The organism is Cellulomonas pakistanensis, assembly GCF_016862755.1.
Classification (GTDB): domain Bacteria; phylum Actinomycetota; class Actinomycetes; order Actinomycetales; family Cellulomonadaceae; genus Cellulomonas; species Cellulomonas pakistanensis.
On record NZ_BONO01000014.1, the window covers coordinates 82,888 to 108,198 of the forward strand.

General features: G+C 76.7%; 24 protein-coding genes and 2 riboswitches. Of the genes, 9 read left to right on the forward strand and 15 right to left on the reverse strand.

Annotated features, from left to right (window positions below; translation table 11 throughout):
- Positions 1 to 17: 17 nt before the first annotated feature.
- The 12 genes from Cpa01nite_RS10590 to Cpa01nite_RS10645 form a co-directional block, all read right to left on the reverse strand.
- A complete protein-coding gene (locus tag Cpa01nite_RS10590; protein WP_203668726.1) occupies positions 18 to 794 on the reverse strand; it encodes an anti-sigma factor in 777 nt (258 codons plus the stop codon).
- On the reverse strand, positions 775 to 1,419 hold the full coding sequence (locus tag Cpa01nite_RS10595) for an RNA polymerase sigma factor (protein WP_239068702.1): 645 nt from the start codon (positions 1,417 to 1,419) through the stop codon (positions 775 to 777). Before Cpa01nite_RS10595 ends, Cpa01nite_RS10590 begins: the two co-directional genes overlap by 20 nt.
- On the reverse strand, positions 1,416 to 2,138 hold the full coding sequence (locus Cpa01nite_RS10600; protein ID WP_203668727.1) for a class F sortase: 723 nt from the start codon (positions 2,136 to 2,138) through the stop codon (positions 1,416 to 1,418). The genes Cpa01nite_RS10595 and Cpa01nite_RS10600 overlap by 4 nt, the downstream gene beginning before the upstream one ends.
- A 184-nt stretch (positions 2,139 to 2,322) precedes the next feature.
- Positions 2,323 to 3,174 carry a DUF4397 domain-containing protein gene (locus Cpa01nite_RS10605; protein ID WP_203668728.1) on the reverse strand — a complete coding sequence of 284 codons (852 nt, stop codon included), beginning with the start codon at positions 3,172 to 3,174 and terminating at the stop codon, positions 2,323 to 2,325.
- Positions 3,175 to 3,358: 184 nt separating this feature from the next.
- Entirely contained in the window at positions 3,359 to 4,477 is a 1,119-nt protein-coding gene (locus tag Cpa01nite_RS10610) for an LLM class flavin-dependent oxidoreductase (RefSeq protein WP_203668729.1), read from the reverse strand.
- Between the two features lie 186 nt (positions 4,478 to 4,663).
- Positions 4,664 to 5,119: a rhodanese-like domain-containing protein gene (locus Cpa01nite_RS10615; RefSeq protein WP_203668730.1), complete on the reverse strand. Its 456-nt coding sequence runs from the start codon at positions 5,117 to 5,119 to the stop codon at positions 4,664 to 4,666.
- An 11-nt stretch (positions 5,120 to 5,130) separates the two neighbouring features.
- The gene (locus tag Cpa01nite_RS10620; RefSeq protein ID WP_203668731.1) at positions 5,131 to 6,399 is read right to left on the reverse strand and encodes an LLM class flavin-dependent oxidoreductase; all 1,269 of its coding nucleotides are present in this window, start codon (positions 6,397 to 6,399) and stop codon (positions 5,131 to 5,133) included.
- Between the two features lie 39 nt (positions 6,400 to 6,438).
- Complete coding sequence (locus Cpa01nite_RS10625; RefSeq protein WP_203668732.1) at positions 6,439 to 7,449, reverse strand: ABC transporter substrate-binding protein; 1,011 nt, start codon at positions 7,447 to 7,449, stop codon at positions 6,439 to 6,441.
- A gap of 64 nt (positions 7,450 to 7,513) precedes the next feature.
- Positions 7,514 to 8,371: an amino acid ABC transporter ATP-binding protein gene (locus Cpa01nite_RS10630; protein ID WP_203668733.1), complete on the reverse strand. Its 858-nt coding sequence runs from the start codon at positions 8,369 to 8,371 to the stop codon at positions 7,514 to 7,516.
- Positions 8,368 to 9,474: an amino acid ABC transporter permease gene (locus Cpa01nite_RS10635; protein ID WP_239068703.1), complete on the reverse strand. Its 1,107-nt coding sequence runs from the start codon at positions 9,472 to 9,474 to the stop codon at positions 8,368 to 8,370. Before Cpa01nite_RS10635 ends, Cpa01nite_RS10630 begins: the two co-directional genes overlap by 4 nt.
- Positions 9,471 to 10,109: a GNAT family N-acetyltransferase gene (locus Cpa01nite_RS10640; RefSeq protein ID WP_203668735.1), complete on the reverse strand. Its 639-nt coding sequence runs from the start codon at positions 10,107 to 10,109 to the stop codon at positions 9,471 to 9,473. Before Cpa01nite_RS10640 ends, Cpa01nite_RS10635 begins: the two co-directional genes overlap by 4 nt.
- Before the next feature lie 66 nt (positions 10,110 to 10,175).
- Positions 10,176 to 11,390: an LLM class flavin-dependent oxidoreductase gene (locus Cpa01nite_RS10645; protein WP_203668736.1), complete on the reverse strand. Its 1,215-nt coding sequence runs from the start codon at positions 11,388 to 11,390 to the stop codon at positions 10,176 to 10,178.
- Positions 11,391 to 11,737: 347 nt separating this feature from the next.
- A riboswitch (SAM riboswitch) is annotated at positions 11,738 to 11,851 on the reverse strand.
- Positions 11,852 to 12,080: 229 nt separating this feature from the next.
- A riboswitch (SAM riboswitch) is annotated at positions 12,081 to 12,183 on the forward strand.
- Positions 12,184 to 12,224: 41 nt separating this feature from the next.
- On the opposite strand from Cpa01nite_RS10645, the gene Cpa01nite_RS10650 reads away from it, so the two are divergent.
- A complete protein-coding gene (locus Cpa01nite_RS10650; RefSeq protein WP_203668737.1) occupies positions 12,225 to 12,770 on the forward strand; it encodes an NAD(P)H-dependent oxidoreductase in 546 nt (181 codons plus the stop codon).
- Complete coding sequence (locus Cpa01nite_RS10655) at positions 12,767 to 13,339, forward strand: flavin reductase family protein (RefSeq protein WP_203668738.1); 573 nt, start codon at positions 12,767 to 12,769, stop codon at positions 13,337 to 13,339. The genes Cpa01nite_RS10650 and Cpa01nite_RS10655 overlap by 4 nt, the downstream gene beginning before the upstream one ends.
- Before the next feature lie 121 nt (positions 13,340 to 13,460).
- Here the strand turns inward: Cpa01nite_RS10655 and Cpa01nite_RS10660 are convergent, their stop codons facing one another.
- Positions 13,461 to 13,814 carry an STAS domain-containing protein gene (locus Cpa01nite_RS10660; RefSeq protein WP_203668739.1) on the reverse strand — a complete coding sequence of 118 codons (354 nt, stop codon included), beginning with the start codon at positions 13,812 to 13,814 and terminating at the stop codon, positions 13,461 to 13,463.
- Positions 13,815 to 13,982: 168 nt separating this feature from the next.
- On the opposite strand from Cpa01nite_RS10660, the gene Cpa01nite_RS10665 reads away from it, so the two are divergent.
- Positions 13,983 to 14,378, forward strand: coding sequence for an ATP-binding protein (locus tag Cpa01nite_RS10665; protein WP_203668740.1), 396 nt, complete (start codon positions 13,983 to 13,985; stop codon positions 14,376 to 14,378).
- Positions 14,379 to 14,415: 37 nt separating this feature from the next.
- Complete coding sequence (locus Cpa01nite_RS10670) at positions 14,416 to 15,579, forward strand: MalY/PatB family protein (RefSeq protein ID WP_203668741.1); 1,164 nt, start codon at positions 14,416 to 14,418, stop codon at positions 15,577 to 15,579.
- 93 nt (positions 15,580 to 15,672) lie between these two features.
- On the opposite strand, the gene Cpa01nite_RS10675 is transcribed toward Cpa01nite_RS10670, so the two are convergent.
- Positions 15,673 to 17,973 carry an alpha-L-rhamnosidase gene (locus Cpa01nite_RS10675; RefSeq protein ID WP_203668742.1) on the reverse strand — a complete coding sequence of 767 codons (2,301 nt, stop codon included), beginning with the start codon at positions 17,971 to 17,973 and terminating at the stop codon, positions 15,673 to 15,675.
- A 255-nt stretch (positions 17,974 to 18,228) separates the two neighbouring features.
- On the opposite strand from Cpa01nite_RS10675, the gene Cpa01nite_RS10680 reads away from it, so the two are divergent.
- Genes Cpa01nite_RS10680 through Cpa01nite_RS10690 form a run of 3 tightly spaced genes read left to right on the forward strand, consistent with a single transcriptional unit; the run spans position 18,229 to position 21,291 of the window.
- Positions 18,229 to 19,539: an ABC transporter substrate-binding protein gene (locus Cpa01nite_RS10680; protein ID WP_203668743.1), complete on the forward strand. Its 1,311-nt coding sequence runs from the start codon at positions 18,229 to 18,231 to the stop codon at positions 19,537 to 19,539.
- Positions 19,540 to 19,543: 4 nt separating this feature from the next.
- Entirely contained in the window at positions 19,544 to 20,470 is a 927-nt protein-coding gene (locus Cpa01nite_RS10685) for a carbohydrate ABC transporter permease (protein ID WP_203668744.1), read from the forward strand.
- Positions 20,467 to 21,291 carry a carbohydrate ABC transporter permease gene (locus Cpa01nite_RS10690; protein ID WP_203668745.1) on the forward strand — a complete coding sequence of 275 codons (825 nt, stop codon included), beginning with the start codon at positions 20,467 to 20,469 and terminating at the stop codon, positions 21,289 to 21,291. Before Cpa01nite_RS10685 ends, Cpa01nite_RS10690 begins: the two co-directional genes overlap by 4 nt.
- Before the next feature lie 18 nt (positions 21,292 to 21,309).
- Here the strand turns inward: Cpa01nite_RS10690 and Cpa01nite_RS10695 are convergent, their stop codons facing one another.
- On the reverse strand, positions 21,310 to 22,335 hold the full coding sequence (locus tag Cpa01nite_RS10695) for a LacI family DNA-binding transcriptional regulator (RefSeq protein ID WP_203668746.1): 1,026 nt from the start codon (positions 22,333 to 22,335) through the stop codon (positions 21,310 to 21,312).
- A 143-nt stretch (positions 22,336 to 22,478) separates the two neighbouring features.
- On the opposite strand from Cpa01nite_RS10695, the gene rhaI reads away from it, so the two are divergent.
- A complete protein-coding gene (gene rhaI, locus Cpa01nite_RS10700) occupies positions 22,479 to 23,645 on the forward strand; it encodes an L-rhamnose isomerase (protein ID WP_203668747.1) in 1,167 nt (388 codons plus the stop codon).
- A gap of 3 nt (positions 23,646 to 23,648) precedes the next feature.
- Entirely contained in the window at positions 23,649 to 25,187 is a 1,539-nt protein-coding gene (locus Cpa01nite_RS10705) for a rhamnulokinase (RefSeq protein ID WP_203668748.1), read from the forward strand.
- Positions 25,188 to 25,311: the final 124 nt, after the last annotated feature.

Consider the following 25,311-nt stretch of genomic DNA (forward strand, 5'->3'; position numbering starts at 1 on the left):
TCGCCGTCCGGGCGAGGTCAGGCCGGGGTGGCCAGCTCGCCGCGGACGATGCTGTCACCCGAGTGCGCGGGGTCGCCGTCGAACGCCTCCGCCGACACGTCGACGACCGGGAACTCCGCCAGGTCCAGACCCGGCGGGAGCGCGAACCGGCCCTCGTCGCCGTCGAGCACGCCCAGGGACACGAGGCGCGTCGCACCCGCGTCGAGGAGCCACACCTCCCGGAACCCGTCGGCGTCCGCGTCGGCGACGCGCACCACCAGGGTCCGGCGGCCGGCGGCGTCCTCCTCGACGGCGGCGTCACCCGAGGCGGACCAGCCGGGCAGGGCGTCGAGCCGGCCCTCGGCGACGACCGTCTCGGCGGGCGGGCGCAGCGCGGCGCCCACGGCGAGCCCGCCGGCGACACCACCGACGACGAGGCCGGCGGCAGCGGCGGCGAGCCACCGGCCGCGGCGGAGGGGCGCGACGGGCCGGGCGGGCGTGGCGGGCCCGGCGGGCACCGCGGCGGGCGCTCCCGGCCCGGGCCCCGCCGCGACCGCGCGCGGCCCCGCACCCGCGCTGCCGTCCGGCAGCACGTCGTCGGCCAGCCCGAGCTCGTCCCGCACCCGGTCCCACACCCCGGCCGGCGGAGACACGGGCGCGTCGCCGGACCCGTCCCGCGCGACCGCGGCGACGGCGGCCAGGGACGCGACCTCGCGCGCGCAGTCCGCGCACCCGGCGAGGTGCGCGCGCTCCTGCGCGTCGAGCGGCTCCCCGAGCGCGGCCAGCGCGACGGCGTCAGGGTCGATGTGCGGCACCGTCCACCTCCAACCGGTCGCGCAGCCGTAGCAGGCTACGACGGATGTGGCTCTTCACGGTGCCGAGCGGCAGGTCGAGCCGCCGGGCGATCTGGTCGTGGGTGAGGTCGTCGTAGAACGCGAGCGCCAGGATGGTGCGCTGCGGCTCGCCGAGCCGGTGCAGCTCGTCGACGACCACGACGTGGTCCGCGACCCGGGCGGCCTCCGGCTCGGGCTCCCGACCCGCGCGGGCGGCGACGGCGCGCAGGTCGCGCGCGTCGCGGGTGCGCCGGGCGAGCGCGTCGGCGACCGCGTTCCGGGTGATGCCGGTCAGCCACGCGCGCAGCGGGCCGCGGTCCGCCCGGTACCCCGACCGGCCGCGCCATGCCGCGACGAACACCTGCTGGGTGACGTCCTCGGCGTCGGCCGCCGACCCGACCGCCCGCAGCGCCACCGTGTGCACGAACGCCGACCACCGCCGGTACGCCTCGGCCAGCGCCAGCTCGTCCCCCGCCTCGAACGCGCGCGCCAGGGCGTCGTCGTCCCACTCGGGCGGCGGGCGCAGGTGCGCGACGGGCCTGGACAGGGCGCGCCTCCTCGCGGGCCGGGTCCCGCCGCGGGGTGCGGGGGTCGCGGAGGCCATCATGCGCCGACCGGGGTCGCCGTGACCAGGACGTTGTCGACGTAGTGCCGCGAGGCGCGGTCGAACTCCCCGCCGCACGTCACCAGCGCGAGCCGCGGCGGGCCGTCCCGGGTGAACACGTCCGGCCAGCGGGCCTCGTCCTTGGGGAACCGCGTCACGGCGTCGACGGCGTAGGCCCGGGTGCTGCCGTCGGCCAGCGTGACCTCGACCGAGTCGCCGGGCCGCACGTCGACCAGCCGGGCGAACGGCCCCGCGCCGCCCGACGCGATCGAGTCGACGTGCGCGGCGACGACCGTGGTCCCGGCGTCGTCACCGGGGTCGGCGCCGAACCGGTACCAGCCGCCGCGCTCGGCCAGGGGCGGGATCTCCATCTGGCCGTCGGGGGCGACGCCGACCGGGTCGACGGGCACCTCGACGTCGCGGCCGGCGATCGCGACGCGCACCGGCGCGGTCGGCGAGGGTGCGGCGGCGGGCGGGGGCGTCGCGGGGGCGACGGGCACGGCGGGCGCTGCGGCCGCCGGCGGCGGGTCCGTCGGCGACGGGGTGGCGGACGGCGTGGGCGGGGACGAGACGACCTCGACGGCGTCCTGCCGCGCCGAGCCGGTGAGCAGCCCCGCGACCCCCGCCGCCGCCAGCCCCAGCACGACGACGGCGAGGGTCAGGAGCCCGGCAGCGCCGAGGGGGCGGCGGCGTGACCGGGGGTCGGGGACGGTGCTCGGCACGGTGCCTCCGCGAGATCGTCGCGACGAGATCGAGGGTCCCGACCGGGACCGGGGCCCGGAGCCCTCGATCCCGGTCGGACCCGTCGACCTCCCGGGCCGCGCGCGGCGCCGGTGCGGGCGGCGACGCGCGCGGGGTGGACCGGGGCGCGGGCGGCGGGGACGACGCACCCGCGCCCCGGCGTCCTCAGCGGCGGTCGTCCGCGGTGGCGCGGGCGACCCGGCGGCGTGCCGGCCCGACCGCACCCGCCACGGCGACGACCGTCAGCAGCGCGGCGGCCGCGACCCACGGGACCGGCGACCCGCCCTCGGCGGCGGTGCCCAGCTCGCCGGACGGCACGCCGCCCGGCGCGGAGTGCAGGCCGTCGATGGTCTGCACGGCGAGCGCCAGGTTGCCCGCCTCGAGCGAGCCCCAGGCGTAGACGATCGTGGCCGCGCCCTCGGCGACGTCCAGGTCGGTCGGGCCGAGCACCGGCTCGGTGGTCCCGGTCGCCGCGACCGCCGCGGACACCGTCCCCGCCGGCACGGTGAGCGCCTGCTCGTCCGGGTTGGCCAGGTTCGTCACGACCGGGCTGCCGCCGGCGAGGACGTCCACCGCGGGCGCCGCGGCGACGTGCCGGACGACGAGGCGACCCTGCCCCGCCGGCACCTGCGACGTGTCGTTGGTGAACAGGGTCGCGGTCGGGTCGCCCGCCTCGGTGAGGTGGGCGGCGGCCGTGTAGCTGGCCCCGGCCTCCAGGGTGACCTCGACCGGGCCGATCGCCGGCTGGCTGTCGTCGGCGGCGTCCGCGGCGGTGATCGCGATCGTGTGCGCGCCGGCCGGCACGTCCAGCGGCCCGGCGAGCGTGCCGGGCGTGAAGTCGTCGAGCGTGCGCGTGCCGTCGACCCAGACGTCGACGGTGAGGTCGGGGACGCCGTGCAGGACGGCGAGCGACGCCGTCCCGCCGGTGGCGGCGGAGGCGGGCAGCGCGGCGGCGGCCACCAGGAGCGCCGAGCCGATGCCGGCGGCGACGAAGGTGACGGACGGACGATGACGCATGGGGTGCTCCCTCGGTCCGTGCCCCCGGGACGACCCCGGGGACGGGGCGTGCTGACACCCCCTCTACGGACCGCGGGTCGCGCGCGGATGCACCGAGTGCCCAGAAACTTCTCCGGTTCGCCCCGGTTCGTCCCCCGGGTTCTGGGCACTCGGCGCCGCGGCCGGCCGCGCGGCCGGCGCGCGCTCAGGCCGCGGCGGTCGCGGTGGCCGCCTCGCGGTCGCGCGCGGCCACGCCCTCGCGGACCAGCGGGATGACGTACCGGCCGAAGTCGACCGCGTCGTCCAGCAGGTCGTAGCCGCGGGCGGACATGATCCGGACGCCGCGGTCGTAGTACGCGAGCAGCGCCTCGGCGACCTGCTCGGGCGTGCCGACCAGCGCGTTCGAGTTGCCCGCCCCGCCGGTGGCCTTCGCGGTCGCGGTCCACAGCACCGAGTCGAACCGGTCGCCCTGCGCCGCGATCTCCAGCAGCCGCTGCGAGCCGGCGTTCTGCGGGGCGTCGATGGGGTGCCGCTTGCTCAGCACGCCGCCGAGCGCGGCCTTGCGGGCCTCGATCGCGTCCAGCACGCGGTGCGCCTTCTCCCAGGCCAGCTCCTCGGTCGGCGCGATGATCGGCCGGAACGCGGCGTGGATGCGCGGCGGGGTGGCGCGGCCCGCGGCGGCGGCCTCGGCGTGCACCCGGTCGATCTGCTCCTGGGTGCGGTCGAGCGGCTCGCCCCAGACGGCGTAGATGTCCGCCTCGGCGGCGCCGACCTTGAAGGCCGCGTCCGAGGACCCGCCGAACGAGATGGTCGGCACGTGGCCGTCGACCGGCTTGGTGTCGAGGTGGAAGTCGGCGAAGTCGTAGAACCGGCCGTGGTGGTCGAACGGCTCGCTGGACGTCCACGCCCGCCGGACGATCTGGATGTACTCCTGCGTGCGGGCGTACCGCTCGTCCTTGGTCAGGGTGTCGCCCTCGCGGCCCTGCTCGTGGTCGTTGCCGCCCGTGATGAAGTGGACGGAGAGGCGGCCGCCCGAGAGCTGGTCCAGCGTCGCGAACGTCTTGGCGGCGTAGGTCGGGTACGAGACGTTCGGCCGGTGCGCGAGCAGCAGCTCGATGGACGGCAGGCGCGCGGCGACGTAGGCCGCGAGCGCCGCCGGCTCCGGGCCGGACGAGCCGTACGCGAACAGGACGCGGGTCCAACCGGTGTCCTCGTGCGCCCGGACGATCCGCTCCAGGTAGCCGGGGTCGAACGGGCGGGTGGTGGCGGCGCGGGTCTCGGAGGCGTCGTTGGTGGTGGCGATGCCGAGGAACTCGACGGGCATGGGTGTGGCTCCTTCGTCTTCTTCCCGCCGAGATAGGGCGTCCGCGTCGAGATAGGGCCGTGCGCGGTCCTATCTCGGGCGGGGGGCCCTACCTCGGCGGCTGCTGGGCGGGCGGGGCGGTCGGGGCGGGCGGGCGGTCCGGGGGTGAGCGGGCGGCGGGGCGGGCGGTCGGGTGGGGCAGGCGGGTCAGGCGGGGGCGTCGGCCGGGGCCTCGGCCGGGGGCTCCGCCGGGAGGCCGGCGGCCTTCCAGGCCGGGAAGCCGCCGTCGACGTGGGACACGGTGTAGCCGCGGGCCGCGAGGGCCTCGGCGACCGGGCGGGAGCCGTTCTCCGACCCGCACACCACGACGACCGGGGTGTCGATCGAGATGACCGGCGCGTGCGCCGGGCCGAACAGGGCGTCGAGGTCGGTGCGGTCGAGCGGGGTCGACCCGGGGATCTCGCCGTGCGAGGCGCGGCCGCCGGCGGAGCGGACGTCGACGAGCAGCGCGCCGTGCGCCACCTCTGCGGCGGCCTCGGTGGGCGGACGCAGGGCGGGCGCGGCGTCGGCAAGCGCGGCGTCGGGGGCGGGGGCGTCAGGGACCAGGGCCTCGGGGGTCGCGGCCTCGGCGGTGGCGGGGGTCGTGCCGGTGGTGCTGGTCATGGCGGGCTCCTTCAGACGAGGGTCAGGTGCGGGTCGCCGGCGGTCGCGGCGCCCGCGTCGGCGCCGGGCGCGACGCCCCATGCCCCGGCGAGCAGCGCGAACGACCGCCGGGCGTCGGCCGGGTCGTGCGTGGCGGTGGTGATCAGCAGCTCGTCCGCGCCGGTGACGCGCTGGAGCGTCTCCAGCCGGGCGACGACGTCCGCGGGGGCGCCGACGACCCGGGTGTCGACCCGGTCGGCGACGACGGCGCGCTCGTCGGCGGCCCGCTCCTCCCACGGCACGGCGTCGTCGGGGTGCGGGTACGCGACGGCCCCGGCGGCGCCGCGCCGGATCGACAGCACCCAGTCGGCGAACGGCGTCGCGAGGGCGCGGGCCTCGGCGGTGGTCTCCGCGACCAGCACGTCGGCCGACACGACGACGTACGGCCGGTCGAGCACGCCGGGGCGGAACGCCGCCCGGTAGGCGGCGATCGTGTCGAGCGTGGTGGCCGGGCTGACGTGGAAGTTCGCCGCGATCGGCAGGCCGAGCTCCCCGGCGACCCGGGCGCTCTCCCCCGCGGACGAGGCGAGCACCCACAGGTCGAAGTCGGCGCCCTCGACCGGCGGCGCCACGTGCCGGGTGCCGTCGGCCTCGGCGTAGTCGCCGGCGCGCAGGCCGAGGACCAGGCCGAGCTCGTCGCGGAACGCCGCCGGGGTGCGGGACGCGCCGACGACCCGCTTCTGCGCGCGCAGCCGCTCGCGCAGGACGGAGTCGGAGCCGTCGATCGGCGGGGCGCCGGGGACGTAGAGGCCGTCGACGACGCGGGGGCCGAGGGCAGGGCGCGGGGCGGGTGCGGCCGGGGCGTCGGCAGGCGCGGCCGGGGCGGCGGCGACGGGCACGGTGTCGCCCGGCGCCGTGCCCCCCGGCGCGCCGTCCTTCGGCCCGCCCGGCGGCGCGAACGCCCGCCCCAGCCCGAGGTCGACGCGCCCCGGGTGCAGCGCGGCGATCGTGCCGAACTGCTCCGCCGCGACCAGCGGGCTGGTGGTGCTGAGCAGCACCGCCCCCGAGCCGACGCGGATCCGCTCGGTGCGGGCGGCGACGGCGGCGGCGAGCACCGCGGGCGACGCCGAGCCGACGCCCGGCGACAGGTGGTGCTCCGCGTACCAGACCCGGTGGTAGCCGAGCCGGTCGAGGTCGACGGCCAGGTCGACGGCCGCCCGCACGGCCTGGGCGCCCGTGCCGCCGGCGGGCACGACCGCGAGGTCGAGCACGGACAGCGGGACGCGAGGGTTCTCGGACATGGTTCTCCTCCGGGGTGGGGTGCGGGCGGCCGACGGCGGTCAGGACGTCTTCGGCAGGCCCGGCGGGTTGGTCTCGGGCGCGTCGATCGCCTCGTCCTCCAGGCCCCAGCGCTCGAGGACCTGCTGGTACGAGCCGTCGTCGAACGCGCCCTGCAGCGCGGCGGTGACGGCGTCGGCCCAGCCGCTGCCCTTGAGCGTGGTGACGGCGATCTGCGCGGTGTCCGGCCAGCCGCCGTTCAGCGTGCCGACGACGGTGAAGTCCTGCGGCGAGACCTTGGCCTTGTACGCGGCGGTGGCGTTCGGGCCGAACGAGGCGTCGATCCGCCCGGACTGCAGCGCGAGGATGGTGTCGCCGTCGTTCTCGAAGTACTCGACCTGGACCGGGTCGAGGCCGGCGGCCTGGTTCTCCTCGTCCCAGGCGAGCAGGATCTTCTCCTGGTTGGTGCCCGAGCCGACGGCCACCGTGAGGCCGGCGATGTCCGCGGGCTCGTCGATCGCGGTGATGTCGCTGCCGGCCTCGACCAGCCAGCCGAGCTCGTCGTTCCGGTAGGACGAGAAGTCGAACAGCTCCTTGCGCTCCTCGGTCACCGTGACGTTGGAGATGGTGGCGTCGACGTCGCCGGACTGGACCGCCAGCGGCCAGTCGGCCCAGGCCTTGACCTGGAGGTCGAGGTCCTTGCCGAGTGCGTCGGCGACGAGCTGCGCGATGTCGGTCTCGTGGCCGATCGGGGTCTGGTCGTCGTCGGCGAGGAACGCCAGCGGCGCGACGTACGCGCTGACCGCGACGGTGAACGTGTCCTGCTCGGCGAGCTCCGGCGGGAGCAGGGCGATCGCGTCCGGGTTCTCCGCGGTGTGCACGCGGTCCTGGTCCGGGCTGGTGTTCACCTCGAGGCCGGCGGCCTCGGCGGCGTCCTGGAGCTCGCTGCCGCCGGGCTCGGCCGCGTCGGAGGCCCCGCCGCAGGCGGCGAGCAGGGCGAGCACGGGCACGAGCGCCAGGGCGGCGTGCGGGCGGCGACGGGAGCCGGGCGGGCGGGTGCGGGTCGTGCGCATGGCGGGACTGCCTCTCGGGGACGGGTGGCGCGGCCGGGCGGCGCGCGCCGGGCGGGGACGGGGGTCAGCGGACCTTGTCGAGGAACGCGCGGGTGCGCGGGTGCGCGGGGCTGCCGAGCACCTGGGCCGCGGGGCCCTTCTCGACGACGCGGCCGTCGTCCATGAACACGACGGTGTCGGCCACGTCGCGGGCGAACCCGATCTCGTGCGTGACGACGACGAGGGTGGTGCCGTCGTGGGCCAGGTCCCGGATCACGCCGAGCACCTCCCCCACGAGCTCGGGGTCGAGCGCGGACGTCGGCTCGTCGAACAGCAGCAGGGCCGGCTTCACGGCGAGCGCCCGGGCGATCGCGACGCGCTGCTGCTGCCCGCCGGACAGCTGGCGGGGGCGGGCGTCGGCCTTGTCGGCGAGCCCGACCCGGGCCAGCAGGGCGCGGGCCTCGGCCTCCACCTCGGCCCGCGGGCGGCCCTGAGCCGAGACCGGGGCCTCGACGACGTTCTCCAGGGCGGTCAGGTGCGGGAACAGGTGGAAGTTCTGGAACACGAACCCGATCCGGGTGCGCTGCCGCAGCACGTCGCGCTCGGTCAGCTCGCGCAGCACCTCGCGGCGGCGCGCTCCCCAGCCGGCGCGGCGCCGGGCGTAGCCGATCACCTCGCCGTCGAGGGCGGCGAACCCGTGGTCGGGTCGCTCCAGGTGGTTCACGAGCCGCAGCAGGGTCGACTTGCCGGAGCCGGACGGGCCGAGGATCACCGTGACCTCGCCCGGGCGGACCTCGAGGTCGACGCCGCGCAGCACCTCGAGGGTGCCGTACGACTTCGACAGGCCCCGGACCCGGAGGTGGCCGCCGGCGGGGGCCGCGGGTGTCGCGGGCGTGGGCGCGGCGGCGGGGGCCGCGGCGGGTGCGTGCAGCACGCTGGTCATCGGTTGCCTCCGGTGCGCTCGGTGGTGCGGGCGGCGGTGCTGGGTGCGGTGCGGTCGGTGCGGTCGGTGCGAGTGAGGTGGCCGCGCCGCGCGCCGGCCAGGAACGTCGGCGGCAGGTCCGCGGGCAGCGGGCGCCCGGCGACGCGGGCCGCGGCGACGGCGACCGTCCAGCGCACCCGCTGCAGCGGGGTCGGCGGCAGGGTGCGCAGCGCGCCGCGGGCGTAGTAGCGCTCCAGGTAGTACTGGGCGACGGTGAGCACGGTGGTCAGGAGCAGGTACCAGATCGCCGCGACGAGCAGCAGCGGGACCACGCGCTGGTTCCGGCCGTAGATGACGCCGACCGTGTAGAACAGCTCGCCGTACGCCAGCACGTAGACCACCGACGTGCCCTTGAGCAGGCCGATGATCTCGTTCACCGACGTCGGGACGACCGTGCGCATGGCCTGGGGCAGCACGATCCGCCACTGCTGCCGGCCGCGCGGAATGCCGAGCGCCGCCGCGGCCTCGTGCTGGCCCTGGTCGACGCCGAGGATCCCGGCCCGGACGATCTCGGCGGAGTACGCGGCCTGCGACAGCCCGAGCCCGAGCACCGCGGCGCCGAACTTGTCGACGACGTCGAGCGTGTCGACCGTGAGCCACTCCGGCCCGAACGGGATGCCGAGCGACAGCTGCGGGTAGAGGTAGGCGAGGTTGTACCAGAGCAGCAGCTGCAGGATCAGCGGCACCGACCGGAACACCCAGGAGTACGCCCAGGACACCGACTGCAGCAGCGGCGACCGGGACAGCCGCATCAGCGCGAGCACCGTGCCGAGCCCGAAGCCGATCACCGCGGCGACCGCGGTCAGGCGCACGGTCGCCCACACGCCCTCCAGCACGGACGGCCAGGTGAGGTACTCCGAGACGACGTCCCACTCCCACTGCGGGTTGGTGAGCAGCGAGCTGGCGACCATGGCCAGCAGCACGGCGACGGCGGCGGTCGCGACCCAGCGACCGGGGTGCCGGGCGGGCACGACGGGCAGGTCGGCGAGGGCGTGGCGGTCGGCGCCGGCACCGGGCTCCCCGGGCGCGGGCGCCGGCGCGGGCGCCGTGGTCGCGGCGCTCACCGGGCGAGCCACTTCTCGAAGGCGTGCGGCACGGCGGCGCCCGGGTAGGCCGACGGCTCGAACAGCGGCGTGTAGCCCGCCGCGAGGTACAGGCCGACCGCCTCCGGCTGCTTCGGCCCGGTGGTGAGGTACAGCCGCGGGTAGCCGGCCGCGGCTGCGCGCGCCTCCAGCTCGGCCAGCACCACCCGCGCCAGGCCGCGGCGGCGGTGCGCCGCGTGGGTCCAGATCCGCTTGAGCTCCGCGGTCGGCACGGCGGGCGCGCCCTCGGCGTCCCGGACCGACGGGTCGGCGAGCCGCGCGGCGTCGCCGTGCTCGGGCTCGGTGCGGCGGCGGAAGGCACCCCCCGCGACCGGGTCGCCGTCCTCGAGCACCAGCACCAGGGCACCGTGCGGCGGGGCGAACTCGTCGGCCCCGAAGAGCGCCAGCTCGTCGCGCAGCTGCGCCGGCGTGAGCAGGCCGGTGTACCGGGCGCTGTACTCGCGCGCCAGGCCGTCGAGCAGCGGCCCGACCTGCGGGTCGTGCAGCCGCGCGTCGCGGACGGCGAGCCGCGCCGGGTCGAGCGGAGCCGGGTCGAAGGGAGCCGGGTCGGGCGGGGCCGGGTCGAGCACGGGCACCCGCAGCGGGGTCGTGGTCATCGGGGTCACCTCGGGGTCGGTCGGAGGGGTCGGGTGCGGGGTCGTGCGGAGTGCGGTGCGGCGCCGTCAGGTCAGCGCGAACGGCGCGGCGGACCAGGGGCCGTCGGCCGGAGCGGACCAGCGGGGCGCGGGCGGCAGCCAGGACGGCCCGGCGGTGACCGGTGCACCGGCGGCCGGCGTCGCGTCGTCGTCCCCCTCGCCCGGCCGGAGCCGGAACGCGCCGGCCTGCTGCAGCGCGGGCACGGTCCGCTCGACGAGCGTCGCGAGGTCCGCCTCGGCCGAGGTCGGCCGGACGACGAACCCGTCGACCGCCCCGTCCCGGACGGCGTCCGCGAGCACGGTCGCCAGGTCCGCGCCGGTGCCCGCGACGACGGCGCCGGCGACGCCGAGGTCGGGCCGGTCCACCGAGCGCACCAGGTCCAGGCGCGCCAGGGCGGCGTCCCGGTCGTCCGCCAGGGCGACGTCGACGTCCAGCAGCACCTCGACGGCGTCGGCCGGGCGCCCGGCCGCGACGGCGGCGGCCCGCACCCGGGCCCGGGCCGCGGCGGCGGCAGCCAGGTCGGGCGCGGTCAGCCGGGCGACGTCCGCGTACCGGCCGGCGAGCGCCTCGGCCTCCGGGCCGGCCACGGGGACGACCACGAGCGGCCGCGCCGGGGCCGACGCGCCGCCGGCACCGCCCGCAGCCGCCGCGCGGGCCGACGAGCGCCCCCGCACCGCGAACCGGACGCCGTCGTGGTCGACGCGGAACCGGCCGTCGCCGGCGCGCCGCACCGGGGCGAGCGCGCCAGCGTCCCAGGCCGCCAGCACCGCCTCGACCGCCGCGGCGGCGCCGCGGGCCCACGCCCGCTCGTCGGCCGGGTCGGCCGGGTCGGCCCGGTCGTCGCCCGGCCCGGTCAGCTGCCAGCCCGCGGGACCGCCGGCCGCGCCCTGCACCCCGCGGACCGCGCCCGCCAGGTGCCCGGCCTCCACCCCGTCGTGCGGGACTCCCGCGACCAGCGCCGCGGTGCGGACCAGCGGGGCGACCCGGGCGGCGGCGACCGCGGCGTCCAGCCGGCCCGCGACCCGGCCGCGGCCGGGGTGCAGCAGCAGGCCGCCGCCCAGCGCGACCAGGTCGAGCAGGCCGCGGTCGGCGCGGTGCACGAGCCGGGCGAGCCGCTCGCCGTCGAAGGGGCGGGCGGCCACGGACCCGAGGGCGCCGTGCGCGCCGGGGCGGGCGCCGACGGCGGTGAGGTCGACGCCCAGCCGGGCGCGGCGGTCGGCGCGGGGGGACGAGAAGGGCATGACGGCTCCGATCGAGGGCGGCGCGGGCGCGCGGAGGCGGCCGGCGGCGCCGGGGACGGCGACGGACGACGAGGGGTGGCGGGTACGCGGCGGCGGCCCGGGTCCGGGCGCGCGGGCGTCCTGCGGGTGCGGGCCGGTGCCGGCTCGTGGCCGGGACCCGGTGGCAGCGGCCGGGCTCAGGCGTCCGCGGGAGGGACGCGAGGAGGCAGGGCGCCGTCAGCGACGACAGCGACAGCGCTCGCCGGGCGTGGCGGCGGCGCGGGGCAGGGCGGGCGCCGAGAGCGCCCAGGGCGCCTGCACGGTCCGGCTCATGCGATCTCCTCGGTTGCACCCGCCCGGGACGGACGGGTCCGCGTGTTGTCCACCACCGGCGGCGGTGGACCTGGTCCTCACCCGGGGCACCCACCCGCGCGGGGGGTTGCCGTCCGACCAGCCGGGGCTACGCGTCGGAGCTCATGACCACCCGGTCCGCCCCCGGGGACCCGCGCTGCGGCGTGCCCCGGTGGCGATCCGGTGCCGCGGAACCTACGAACCCGCGCCGCCGGGCGTCAACGGCCGACAGCCCGCGTCTCGCATGCCGGAGCGTTGTCACGGGACGGACGTCCCGGCCGGTCGCACGGTCCCGGATCGTGAGAACTCCCGGCCGGGTGCGCGCGGCCGGGCCGGTCCGGTGCTAGACCTCCGCCCCGAGGTCACGAGTCCCAGCGTCAAGCCCCGGCTGGCTGGGCAGCAACCCCACGTCACGGCGGGTGCTCCGGGAGATGACCTGGCCGTCGGCCGGCTCGCGCCGCTCCGCCGCACGGCAACCGTGATCGACCCCCTAGCGAGGCCACCATGTCGTCCCCGTCCGTCGTCGCCGTCTCCGGGAACCCGCGCGCCGGGTCCCGCACCCTGGCCGCCGCACGCGCCGCCGCCGAGCGCCTCGCCGCGCTCGCCGTCGACCCCGCCCCCGTCGAGGTCGTCGACCTGGCGACCCTCGCCGGCGAGCTGCTCACCTCGCCGCACCCCGCCGCCGACGCCGCGCTGGCGCGGGTCGCGGCCGCGGACGTCGCGGTGGTCGCGACGCCCGTCTACAAGGCCTCCTACACGGGCCTGCTCAAGGCGTTCCTCGACCTGTACGGCCCGGACGGGCTGGCCGGCGTCGTCGCCGTGCCGCTCGTCGTCTCCGGCAGCCCCGCGCACGCGCTCGCCGGCGAGGTGCACCTGCGCCCGGTGCTCGTCGAGCTGGGTGCCGTCGTGCCCGCCCGCTCGCTGACCCTCACCGAGGCGCAGCTCGGCGACCTCGACGCGGAGCTGGACGCGTGGCTCGCCCGGGCGGCGGCTCCGCTGCGCCGGGCGCTCGGCCTGCCGGCCGAGGAGCTCGCGGTGGTGGCCCGGTGACCGCGGAGCGCACCGACCTCGGACCGCTGGAGCGCCTGCTCGCCGAGCAGGACGAGCCCCAGCTCGCGCCGCACGAGTTCAAGCAGGTGTTCCGCCGGCACCCCGCGGGCGTCGCCGTCGTCGCGCTGCGGCACCGCGGCCGGCCGGTCGGCTTCACCGCCACCTCGGTGATCTCGGTGTCGGCCGCGCCGCCGTTGCTGGCGTTCTCCCTGGCCTCGACGTCCTCGTCCTGGCCGGCGGTGTCGGCGGCGCCGACGGTGGCGGTGAACTTCCTCGCGGACGACCAGGACGACGTGTCCGCGCGGTTCGCCACCAGCGGGCTCGACCGGTTCGCCGCGGGCGGCTGGACGTCGCTGGCCACCGGCGAGCCCGTGATCGACGGCGCGGTGTCCTGGGTGCGCGCCCGCGTGGTGCAGCGGACCCCCGTCGGCGACTCCTACCTGGTGTCGCTGCGGGCGCTGCAGGCGAGCGCTCCGGACGGCCCGGCCGCCGCCCGGGTCGCCGAGCCGTCGCCGCTGGTCTACCACGACCGCACGTACCACCGGATCGGCGCGCACTCGGCGCTCTGAGCCCGGCGCGGTCCCGCACCCCGCGACCACCGGACCCCGCCCCGGAGGGCTGCGCGCGCCCCCGACGCGGCGGGGTGCAGCGGGCGGCGTCCGCGAGCCGATGCTCGTCTGACGGCCGGGCTCAGACCAGCTCGAGGATCGAGTCCAGCCCCGTCACCTGCAGCGTCATCAGCGGGGCCCCGCTCGCGCCGCGCACCCGCAGCCGCTCGGGCCGGCGGTGCGGGGCGATCGACACCAGCAGCGCGATGGCCGACGAGTCGATGAAGGTCGCCCGGCTCAGGTCGACCTCCTGCACGCCGGCGGCGGCGAGCGCGCGGCCGGCGCCGATCTCGTCGACGCCGAGCGACTCGGCGAACGTGTGCACCACGTCGATGTCGACCTCGCCCTCGACGTGCAGCACGGCGGGGTCGGCGGGGTCGACGCGCAGGCGACCGCCCGGCGGCAGCGCGCCCGCGGGCGTCCGGTCGGTGGTCACGGGGTCAGTATGCGGGCCGGGCCGTCCCCCGTCGCGCCGAACGACACCCACCCGGGTGCCGGGTGCGGCGCCGCGGGGGCCGGGCGCATCGGGGTGGGTCCGGGTGCAGAACGGCCGCCTCGGCCGTGTCGGCGGGACGTCGGCGCCGCGGTTGGGTACGGTCGCCTGGTGCACGGGACGGGTCGCGGTGAGGAGCGCGCGTTCCCGTCGTCGGCGTCGTCGCTCTCCCGCGCCCGGACCTGGTCCATGGACCGGGCCGCCGACGCCGGCGCCCCGGGCGAGGTCGTGGACGCCGTCCAGCTCGCGATGAGCGAGGCGTTCACCAACGCCCTGCGCCACGCGCCCGGGACGAAGACGATCACGATCCGCGCCGTCGGCGCCCGCCGCGAGGTCACGTTCGAGGTCGGCGACGCCGCGGCGGCCGTCCTCCCCCGCCGCCGCGCCGGGCGGGAGGGCCTGCCGGGGGGCCACGGCCTGCACATCCTCGACGCGGTCACCTCCGCGTGGGGCTGGCGCCCCGCGCCCGACGGCGGCAAGGTCGTCTGGTTCACGCTGCGCTGGTGACCGCGCGGGCCGTGCCGGACGCCCTAGCCTGCTGAGCATGCCCGCGACGACCCAGGCCCACCCGCTCGACGTGCTCCGCCGCCGCGGGAGCGAGAAGTGGACGGCCCACCCGGCCGACGTGCTGCCCCTGTTCGTCGCCGAGATGGACTACCCGCTCGCACCGGCGGTCGTCGCGGCGCTGCACGAGGCGGTCGACCGCGGGGACGCCGGCTACGCGGAGGCGTCGGGCGGCGGCGCGAAGGAGGCGTTCGCCGCGTACGCCGAGCGCGCCTGGGGCTGGTCGCCGGACCCGGCCGGGATGCGCACGGCCACCGACGTCAGCGTGGTGATCGTCGAGGCGCTGCGCCGGCTGACCGCGCCCGGCGACGGCGTCGTCATCACGCCGCCGGTGTACCCGCCGTTCTTCGAGCTGGTCCCGGAGGCCGGCGCCGCGGTGGTGGAGGTGCCGCTGCTCGACGACGGCACCACCTACCGGCTCGACCTCGACGGCATCGAGGCGGCCCTCGCGTCGGGCGCGGCGCGCGGCGTCCTGCTCTGCCACCCGCACAACCCGCTCGGGCTCGTGCACGACCGCGCGGACCTGGTCGCGCTGTCCGAGGTCGTCGCTCGGCACGGCGGCTTCGTGGTGAGCGACGAGATCCACGCGCCGCTGACCCACACGGGCCGCACGTTCACGCCGTACCTCACCGTGTCCGACGCGGCCCGCGCGCACGGGGTCGCCGCCGAGTCCGGCAGCAAGGCGTTCAACCTGGCCGGCCTGAAGTGCGCGCTGGTCGTGACCGCGGACGGCCCGATGGCCGACCTGGTGCGCGGCCTGCCGGAGGAGATGACCGGCCGGACCGGCCACCTCGGCGTCATCGCCACCCGCGAGGGGTTCGCGCACGGCCTCGACTGGCTCGACGGCACGGTCGCCGCGATCGAGCACAACGCCGACCTGCTGGGCGCGCTGCTGGCGGACCGGCTGCCGCAGGTCGGGTACCGGCGGCCCGGCGCGAGCTACCTGGCGTGGCTCGACCTGTCGGCGCTCGGCTGGGGCGACGACCCGGCCGCCCGGATCCTGGCCGAGGCCCGGGTCGCGCTGACCAGCGGCCCGGACTTCGGCCGGCAGGGCGCGGGCTTCGCGCGGCTCAACCTCGCGTGCGCGCCGGAGGTGCTGACGGAGGCCGTCGACCGGATCGCCCGGCTCGCGGCCCGAGGCTGAGCCGCTCCGCCCGGCCCTCACACGCCGAGTGTCCACAACCCCGCGGACGAACTGGGACGACCCGGGCGGAGTTCTGGACACTCGGCGCGCCCGTCAGCCCACCGCGACCGGCTCCGGGCCCGCGACGGCCGCGGTCAGGCGGTGCGCACCGGCCCCGAGCGTCCGGTCCGGCTCCCCCGGCAGCCGCACGACGGCCTCGACCCCCTCGGGCACCTCGACGTCCACCGCGAGCTCCCCGTCCTCGTGCCGCCACGCCACGACCACACGTCCGCGCCGGGTGTCCAGCGTCGTGCGCGCCCAGGTCAGACCGCCGCCGGGCACCGGCGCGACCAGCACCCGCGCGTAGCCCGGCTCCAGCGGGGCGAGCCCGCCGACCACGCGGTGCAGCCAGTCGGCGACCGCGCCGAGCGCGTAGTGGTTGAACGAGGTCATCTCGCCCGGGTTGATCGAGCCGTCGGGCAGCATCGAGTCCCAGCGCTCCCAGATCGTGGTCGCGCCCATCGTCACGGAGTACAGCCAGGACGGGACCTCGCGCTGCAGCAGCAGCCGGTAGGCCGTGCCCGCGTGCCCGGTCGAGGTGAGCGCGTCGGTGACGAACGGCGTCCCCGCGAACCCGGTGGCGATCCGGTGCCCGGCGGCGGCGACCAGCTCGGCCAGCCGGTCCCCCGCCCAACCGAGCTCGTCGTCGTCGAGCAGCCCGAACACGATGGCCAGCGCGTACACCGTGGGCGCGTCCGACTCGACCCGCTCGCCGGCGACGTACGCGGACCGGAACGCCGCCCGCACCCGCGCCGCGTGCGCCGCGAGCTCGGCCGCGTCGTCGTCCCGCCCGAGCACCGCCGCCACCCGCGCCGCCAGGTCCGCCGTCCGGTACGCGCACGCGGTCGCGACCACGGACTTGTCGGCCTTGGCGGCGTCGGGGCGGTCCGGCGGGGCGTCCGGGTCGAGCCAGTCGGCGAACTGGAACCCCGTGTCCCACAGCCCGCTCGGGGACAGCAGCCCGGCCACGTGCCGGACGTGGTCGACGATCGAGTCGTACTGCCGCTCGAGCACCGCGCGGTCGCCGTACGCCTGCCACAGCGCCCACGGGACCCAGACGGCCGCGTCCGCCCAGACGGCGGTCGCGTCGGCGGGCTCGAACTCGGCGGGCCCCTGCGTCATCCGGCGGATCACGTCCGGCACCACGTAGGGCACGTAGCCGTCGGCGCGCTGCTCGGCCCACAGGTCCACGAGCCAGTCGCCGAGGAACCCGGACGCGTCGGCCAGGAACGCCGCCGTGGGCGCGAACGCCGCGATGTCGCCGGTCCAGCCGAGCCGCTCGTCGCGCTGCGGGCAGTCGGTGGGCACGTCGACGAAGTTGCCGCGCATGCCCCACACCACGTTCTCGTGCAGCCGGTTCAGCAGCGGGTCGGACGTCTCGAACCACCCGGTCCGCGTGAGGTCCGAGCCGACGACCACCGCCGTCAGGTCGCCCTCGCCGATCGCGTCCGGCCCGCCCGGCCAGCCGTCGACCTCCGCGTACCGGAAGCCGTGGAACGTGAAGGTCGGCTCGAACACGTCGTCGTCCCCGGACAGCGTGAACCGGTCCGTGGCCTTCGCCGCGCGCAGCGGCCGGGTGCCGAGCTCGCCGTGCTCGAGGACCTCGGCGTGCCGGAGCGTCACCACGTCGCCGGCCGCCCCGCGGACGCGGACCCGCACCCAGCCGACCAGGTTCTGCCCGAAGTCGACGAGCACCTTCCCGGACGGGCTGCGCCAGACGCGCTCGGGCGCGCGCTCGGCCAGGCGCCGCACGGGCGGGGCGAGGTAGGGCTCCAGCCGGTCGAGGTCGTGGGCCACCTCGTGCACGCCGCCCCACCGCGGGTCCACGGGCACGTCGCCGTCGAACGGCCCCGCCCAGCCGGGGTCGACGCGCCGGGCGTCGACCTCCTGCCCGTCGTAGAGCGAGTCCGCGGTCACGGCGCCGGCCGCCGCGGACCAGGTCGTGTCCGTGCCGACCACCTGGGTCGACCCGTCGCGGTAGGTGACCCGCAGCTCGGCGAACCCGGCGACCTCCTCCCCGTACGGCCGCGCCCCGTCGCCCCAGCCGAGCCGCCCGCGCCACCAGCCGTCGCCGAGAGCCAGCCCGATCGTCGGCGTGCGCCGGGTGAGCAGCGCCGCCACGTCGTGCCGGGCGAACCGGAGCCGCGACTCGTACGCCGTCCAGCCGGGCGTGAGCAGGTCGCCGGACACGGGGACCCCGTCGACCGACGCCTCGACGACGCCGAGCGCCGTGACCAGCAGCTCGGCGGACGCGACCTGGTCGGGGTCCTGGTCGAGCCGGACCGTGCGCCGCAGCAGCGGCGCCGCGTCCAGCTCGGCGTCCGGGGCGATGAACCGGGCGTGCCACGTGGTCATGGGGGTCCTCTCGTCGACGTCGTCGTCGGCCGGCGCCACCCGCTCCCGAGTGAATCGCTTCAACCAGCCCGCGCAGCATCGTCGCCGCGCCGCGGCCCAGCCGTCAAGCGCCGTGACGGCGCGGGTCCCTGCGTTGCCGACTCGTGACCTAGGACTATTGACCCACACCCCGCGATGCCCCTAGCCTCGCCGCAGCAGTGAATCGGTTCAAGCACTGTCGGGGCAACGACGCCCGGCGCCTACGAGGAGGTACGCGTGAACAGGACCCGAACCCTGACGGCCGGGGCGGCGACGCTCGCCGCCGCGCTGGCCCTGACCGCCTGCGCGGGTGGCGGCGACGAGGGCGGCGGCGACGGCGAGGCCACCTCGCTGTCGGTGTACATCGACAGCTCGCCGGCCTCGGTCGCGCTCTGGGAGGGCCTCAAGGCCGCCTACGCCGAGGAGAACCCCGACGTCACCATCGAGGTCGAGACGCACCCCGCGGGCTCCGAGGGCGACAACCTCATCAAGACCCGCCTCGCGACCGGCGAGATGAACGACCTGTTCTGGTACAACTCGGGCTCGCTGTTCCAGGCGCTCAACCCCGACCAGAACCTCGTGCCGCTCGACGACGAGGAGTGGGTCGGCTCGATCGACGACAACTTCGCGACCGTCGTGTCGACGGACACCGCGCTGTACGGCGCCCCCGTGGGCGCGTCCTTCGCCGGGGCGGTCATCTACAACAAGACCATCTACGAGGACCTGGGCCTCGAGGTCCCCACGACGTGGGACGACTACATGGCCAACAACCAGGCGATCAAGGACGCCGGCCTGGTGGCGGTGGCGCAGACCTACGGCGACACCTGGACCTCGCAGGTGCCGGTGCTCGGCGACTTCTACAACGTCGAGGCCGCCGACCCGGGCTGGGCCGAGGCCTACACCGAGGGCGAGAAGAAGTACGCCGACGAGCCCGCGCTGGCCGGGTTCGAGCACCTCCAGGAGGTGTACGACGCCGGCTTCCTCAACGAGGACTTCGCCTCGGCCGTGTACGACGACGCCGTGCGGATGCTCGCCGAGGGCGAGGCGGCGCACTACCCGATGCTGACCGGCAACGTGGCGTCGTCGATCGGCGAGAACTACCCCGACGCGGCCGACACCCTCGGCGTGTTCCCGCTGCCGAGCTCCGTGAGCGACGACAACGGCCTGACGGTGTGGATGCCGAACGGCATGTACATCCCGAAGTCGACCGAGGGCGCCCAGCTCGAGGCCGCGAAGGAGTTCATCGCCTGGCTGGTCACCCCCGACAGCTGCGCCGTGCAGGCCGAGACCACCGACGTCGGCGGCCCGTTCGTCGTCGACGGCTGCGAGCTGCCCGACGACGTGCCCGCCCTCGTGTCCGACATGCAGCCGTACTTCGACTCCGGGGACACCGGCCTGGCGCTCGAGTTCCTGTCGCCGATCAAGGGCCCGGCCCTCGAGCAGATCACCGTCGAGGTCGGCTCCGGCATCCGGAGCGCCGAGGACGGCGCCGCCCTGTACGACGAGGACGTCGTGAAGCAGGCGCAGCAGCTCGGCCTGGACTGGTAGCTCCATGACCCTCGTGCGCCCCGCCCTCGAGGGGGCGACCGAGCGCCCGGCCCGGCGGCAGACCCGCCGGGCCGGGGCCCGGAGCCCCTACCCGACCTGGTTCTTCCTGCCGGCCGGCGTGTTCTACCTCGTGCTGTTCGTGGTCCCGACCGGCGCGTCGTTCTGGTTCGCGCTGACCCGGTGGAACCTGTTCTCGGCCGAGTTCGTCGGCCTGGCGAACTTCCAGCAGTTCTTCCGCGAGCCGGCCCTGGTCAAGGGCTTCGTCAACACGTTCGTCTACGCGTTCCTCACCTCGGGGGCGAAGGTGGTGCTCGGCCTGGCCCTCGCCGTGCTGCTGACGTCGCAGATCATCGCGCGCGGCTGGCTGCGGTCCGTCGTGTTCTTCCCCGTCCTGGTGAGCACGATCGGCGTCGGGGTCATGTTCAAGGTGCTGCTCGACCCGTTCGACGGCGCGGTGAACACCGTCCTGTCCTGGGTCGGCGTCACCGGGCCCGGCTGGCTGACCGACCCGAGCCTCGCGCTGTTCTCGGTCGCGCTCGTCGACGTCTGGAAGGGCGTCGGGCTCGCGACGCTGATCTACATCGCCGGCCTGGTGGCGATCCCGCAGGAGTACTACGAGGCGGCCCGGGTGGACGGCGCGAACGCGTGGCAGAACTTCCGGAGCATCACGCTCCCCCTCGTCCGGCCCGCCACGGTCACGGTGGTGCTGCTGTCGCTGATCGGCGGCCTGCGGTCGTTCGACCTGATCTGGACGATGACCCGCGGCGGCCCCGGCTTCAGCAGCGACGTCATCGGGTCCGTGATCTACAAGCAGTACCAGGCCGGGTTCTACGGGCTGTCGACCGCGGGGAACGTCGTGCTGTTCGTCGTCATCGCGCTCATCATCTTCCCGCTGTCCCGGTGGCTGAACCGCAAGGAGGTCACGCTGTGAGGCGCCGCGGCGTCGCGCTCGGGTCGGTGGCGATCCTGGCGACCACCGTGGTGTTCGTGGTGCCGTTCGTGTTCGTCCTGCTCACGGCGTCGAAGACGCAGCAGGACGCGCTCGACCTCGACTTCTCCCTGCCCACCGAGTGGGCGCTGCTGGAGAACGTCCGGACCGTCCTGGCGACCAACGACGGGCAGCTCGTCCGGGCGTTCTGGAACTCGACCGTCCTGACCGTGGTGGCGGTGGCGATCATGACCGTGCTGGCCGCGATGGTCGGCTACGTCGTGCAGCGCCGGCGCAGCCGGTGGAACCCGGTCGTCGACGCGCTCGTGCTGGCCGGGCTCATCATCCCGCCGGCCGTCGTCCCGACGATCTGGGTGCTGCAGGGCATCGGGCTGTTCAAGACCATGGCCGGGCTGATCGCGGTGCACGTCGCGTTCGGGCTGTCGTTCTGCATCCTGCTGTTCCGGGCCTTCGTCGCGACGATCCCGCGGGAGCTCGACGAGGCGGCGCTGATCGACGGCGCCGGGCCGAGCCGGCTGTTCTTCTCGGTGATCTTCCCGCTGCTGCGCGCCGTGATCGTCACGGTCGTGGTCGTGCAGGCCGTCACGGTGTTCAACGACTTCACCTACGCGCTGTACTTCCTGCCCGGCGCGGAGAACGCCACCGTGCAGCTCACGCTGTACAACTACCAGTCGCAGGGCCTCAACCAGTGGAACCTGCTCTTCGCCGACGTCCTGCTCATCACGATCCCGCCGTTGATCATGTACGTGTTCTTCAACCGGCAGATCGTCGCGGGCATGACCTCGGGCGCGGTCAAGGGCTGACCGGTGCGACCCCGCGGATCAGGCCGGGACGCTGGACGACCGGACCACCAGCTCCGGCTGGAACACCTGGTGCTCGGCGACCGGGGCGTCGGCGGCCGCGCGCGCCAGCAGGATCTCGGCGGCGCGGTAGCCGAGGGCGTGCGCGGGCTGGCGCACCGACGTCAGGGGGGTGGCCAGCTCGGCGGCGATCTCGATGTCGTCGTAGCCGACGATCGCGATGCTGCCGATCAGGTCGGGGCGCCGCCGGCGGATCTCCCGCTGCACGCCGATCGCCACCAGGTCGTTCACGCAGAACACGGCCGTCGGGACGCGGTCGCCCTCCAGCAGCGGCGCGAACGCCGCCGCGGCGCCGCCGGCGTCCAGGGTCGGCACCGGCACCTCGCGCACGACGGCGTCCGGGTCCAGCCCGCGGCGCTCGACCGCGCGGCGCAGGCCGGTGAGCCGGTCGCGGCACGGGCGGATCGCGTGCGGGCCGTTGAGCATGAGGATCGAGCGGTGCCCCAGGCCGAGCAGGTGCTCCCCCGCCTGCAGGCCGCCCGCGACGTCGTCGACCGCGACCGAGGACAGCGCGTCGGTGGGCGACGGCCGGTCCAGCAGCACCGTGTGCACGCCGCGGGCCGCGAGGCCGAGCAGCGGGCCGAGGTCGTCGCCGGTGGGCACCACGAGCAGCCCGGACACGCCGTGCTCCTCGAACAGCCGCAGGTAGCGCGCCTCGCGCTCGCGGTCGTCGTCGGAGCTCGCCAGCATGAGCGTGTGGTCGGCGGCCGCGAGCCGGTCCTCGATGCCGCGGGCGACCTCGGTGAAGAACGGGTTGCGGATGTCCAGCACGATCGCGCCCACCGTGGTGATCGTGCCCGCGCGCAGCTGCCGCGCGGAGGCGTTCGGCACGAAGGCCAGCCGGCGGATCGCCTCGAGCACGCGCTCGCGGGTGCTCTCCGCGACCCGGTCGGGGCGGTTGAGCACGTTCGACACCGTGCCGACCGACACGCCCGCGAGGCGCGCGACGTCGCCGATCGAGCTGCGGCGCGTCGCCGGAGTCGACACCGCCCACCTCCGCTCCGGTCCTCGCGCGGGTCCCGTCCGCCGCGGGGCCGTCCCGGCGCAGCATAGCCGCGCGGACGCCGCGCGACGCCCCCGACCCACCCGCCGTCATGAACCGTTTCAGCACGCTTGTCGAAGGAGACACCATGTCGCTCACCCCCGCGGCCGCCGCCGCGCTCGACCGCCAGGCGATCGAGCTCCCGTCGTGGGCGTTCGGCAACGCCGGCACCCGGTTCAAGGTCTTCACCACCCCGGGCACGCCCCGCACCGTCGAGGAGAAGCTCGCCGACGCCGCCCAGGTGCAGGCGCTCACCGGCCTCGCGCCGTCCGTCGCGCTGCACATCCCCTGGGACCTCGTCGACGACTTCGGCAAGCTGGCCGCCTACGCCGACGACCTCGGGCTGCGGCTCGGGACCATCAACTCGAACACGTTCCAGGACGACGACTACCGGCTCGGCTCGCTCACCCACGTCGACCCCGCCGTGCGCCGGAAGGCCGTCGACCACCACTTCCGGTGCATCGACGTCATGCACGCGACCGGGTCGCGGGACCTGAAGATCTGGCTGCCCGACGGCACCAACTACCCCGGGCAGGGCGACATCCGGGGCCGGCAGGACCGGCTCGCGGAGTCGCTGCGGACCATCTACGACCGGCTCGGGCCCGACCAGCGGCTCGTGCTCGAGTACAAGATCTTCGAGCCGTTCTTCTACACGATGGACGTCCCCGACTGGGGCACCGCGTACGCGCACGCCACCGCGCTCGGCGACCGCGCCGTCGTCTGCCTCGACACCGGGCACCACGCCCCGTCGACCAACGTGGAGTTCATCGTCGCGCAGCTGCTCCGGCTCGGGCGGCTCGGGGCGTTCGACTTCAACTCCCGGTTCTACGCCGACGACGACCTCATCGTCGGCGCGGCGGACCCGTTCCAGCTGTTCCGGATCCTCGCCGAGGTCGTGCGCGGCGGCGGGATGGACGCCGGGTCGGGCGTGCAGTTCATGCTCGACCAGTGCCACAACATCGAGGACAAGATCGCCGGGCAGATCCGCTCGGTGCTCAACGTCGAGGAGATGACGGCGCGCGCCCTGCTGATCGACCGCGACGCCCTGACCGCCGCGCAGGAGGCCGGCGACGTGCTCGGCGCGAACGCCGTGTACATGGACGCGTTCTGGACCGACGTCCGGCCGTGGCTGGCCGACCGGCGCGAGGAGCGGGGCCTGCCGCGCGACCCCGTCGCCGCCTACGCCGCCTCCGGGTACGCCGAGCAGATCGCCGCCGAGCGGGTCGGCGGTCGCCAGGCCGGCTGGGGCGCCTGACCCGTGCGCGCCGACGCCACGCTCGCCGCCGTCGACCTCGGGGCCTCCGGCGGGCGCGTGCTCGCCGGGCGGCTCGAGGGCGGGCGGCTCGTCGCGCGCGAGGCCGCCCGGTTCCCGAACCGGCCCGTGCGCGCTGCCGGGCGGCTGCACTGGGACGTGCTCGCGCTGTGGGCGGACGCCCAGGAGGGCCTGCGGGCCGCCGCGCGGTCGTCCGGGCGCATCGCGTCGGTCGGGATCGACACCTGGGCGGTCGACTACGGCCTGCTCGACGCCCGCGGCGAGCTGCTCGGCAACCCGGTGCACTACCGGGACGGGCGCACCGCCGGGGCGACGGAGGCCTTCGCCCGGTTGCTCGCCCCGGAGGAGCACTACGCCGCCACCGGCAGCCAGGTGCAGCCGTTCACCACCGTGTTCCAGCTGGTCGCCGCGCGGGGGTCGGCGGCGCTCGGGGCAGCCGACCGGCTGCTGCTCGTGCCCGACCTCCTCGGGCGGTGGCTGTCCGGCGCCGACGTGACCGAGGTGACCAACGCGTCGACCACGGGGATGCTCGACCCGGCGACGCGGCGGTGGAGCGGGGCGGTGCTGGACGCGCTGGCGGCGGCGGGGGCCGGGGACGTGCGCGGGGCCGGGGACGTGCGCGTGGCCGGCGACGTGCGGCGGCTGCTGGCGCCGCTGGTGGAGCCCGGCACGGTGCTCGGGCCGGTGCTGCCGGACGTGGCGGGGCCGCTCGGGCTCGGCGGCGACACGCTGCACGTGGCGGTCGGGTCGCACGACACCGCCTCCGCGGTGGTCGCCGCTCCCCTGGGCGACGCGCCCGCCGCGTGGATCTCGTCGGGCACCTGGTCCCTCGTCGGCGTCGAGCTCGACGCCCCCGTGCTGACCGAGGCGAGCCGGGCGGCCAACTTCACGAACGAGCTCGGCGTGGCCGGCACCGTCCGCTACCTGCGCAACGTCGCCGGGCTGTGGCTGGTGCAGGAGTCGCTGCGCGCCTGGGCCGACGCGGGCGACCCGCAGGACCTGGAGACGCTGCTCGCCGCCGCGGCGGACGTGCCGGGGCTGCGCACGGTGGTCGACGTCGACGACCCCGCGTTCACCCCACCCGGCGACATGCCGGCGCGGCTGCGCGACGCCGCACGCCGGACCGGCCAGCCGGTGCCGGAGCGCCCCGCGGAGGTGGTGCGCTGCGTGCTCGACTCGCTCGCGCTCGCCTACCGTCGCGCCGTCCGGCAGGCGGCGACGCTCTCCGGGCGCGACGTCGAGGTCGTGCACGTGGTCGGCGGCGGGTCGCGGAACGCGCTGCTCTGCCGGCTCACGGCGGACGCCACCGGGCTGCCCGTGGTCGCCGGGCCCGCCGAGGGCACCGCCGTGGGGAACCTGCTGACCCAGGCGCTGGCGACGGGGCTGCTGGACGGCGGGCTCCCCGCGGCGCGGGCCGTCGTGCGGGCGTCCGCGGACCTCGTGCGGTGGGTGCCGCGGGGGCCCGACGCGGCGTGGCGGCGGGCGGAGGAGCGGCTGCGGGAGGTGGTGGGCGCGCGCGGGTGAGCCGTGGGTGCGGGGCGGACCTGCGGGGTACCGCTTCACGGCTGGTCACCGAGCCGACCACAGGCGCGGGTGGTGTGCGTGGTCCACAGGCGCGGGGGTGCGGGGCGGGTCGTGTGGGTGGTCG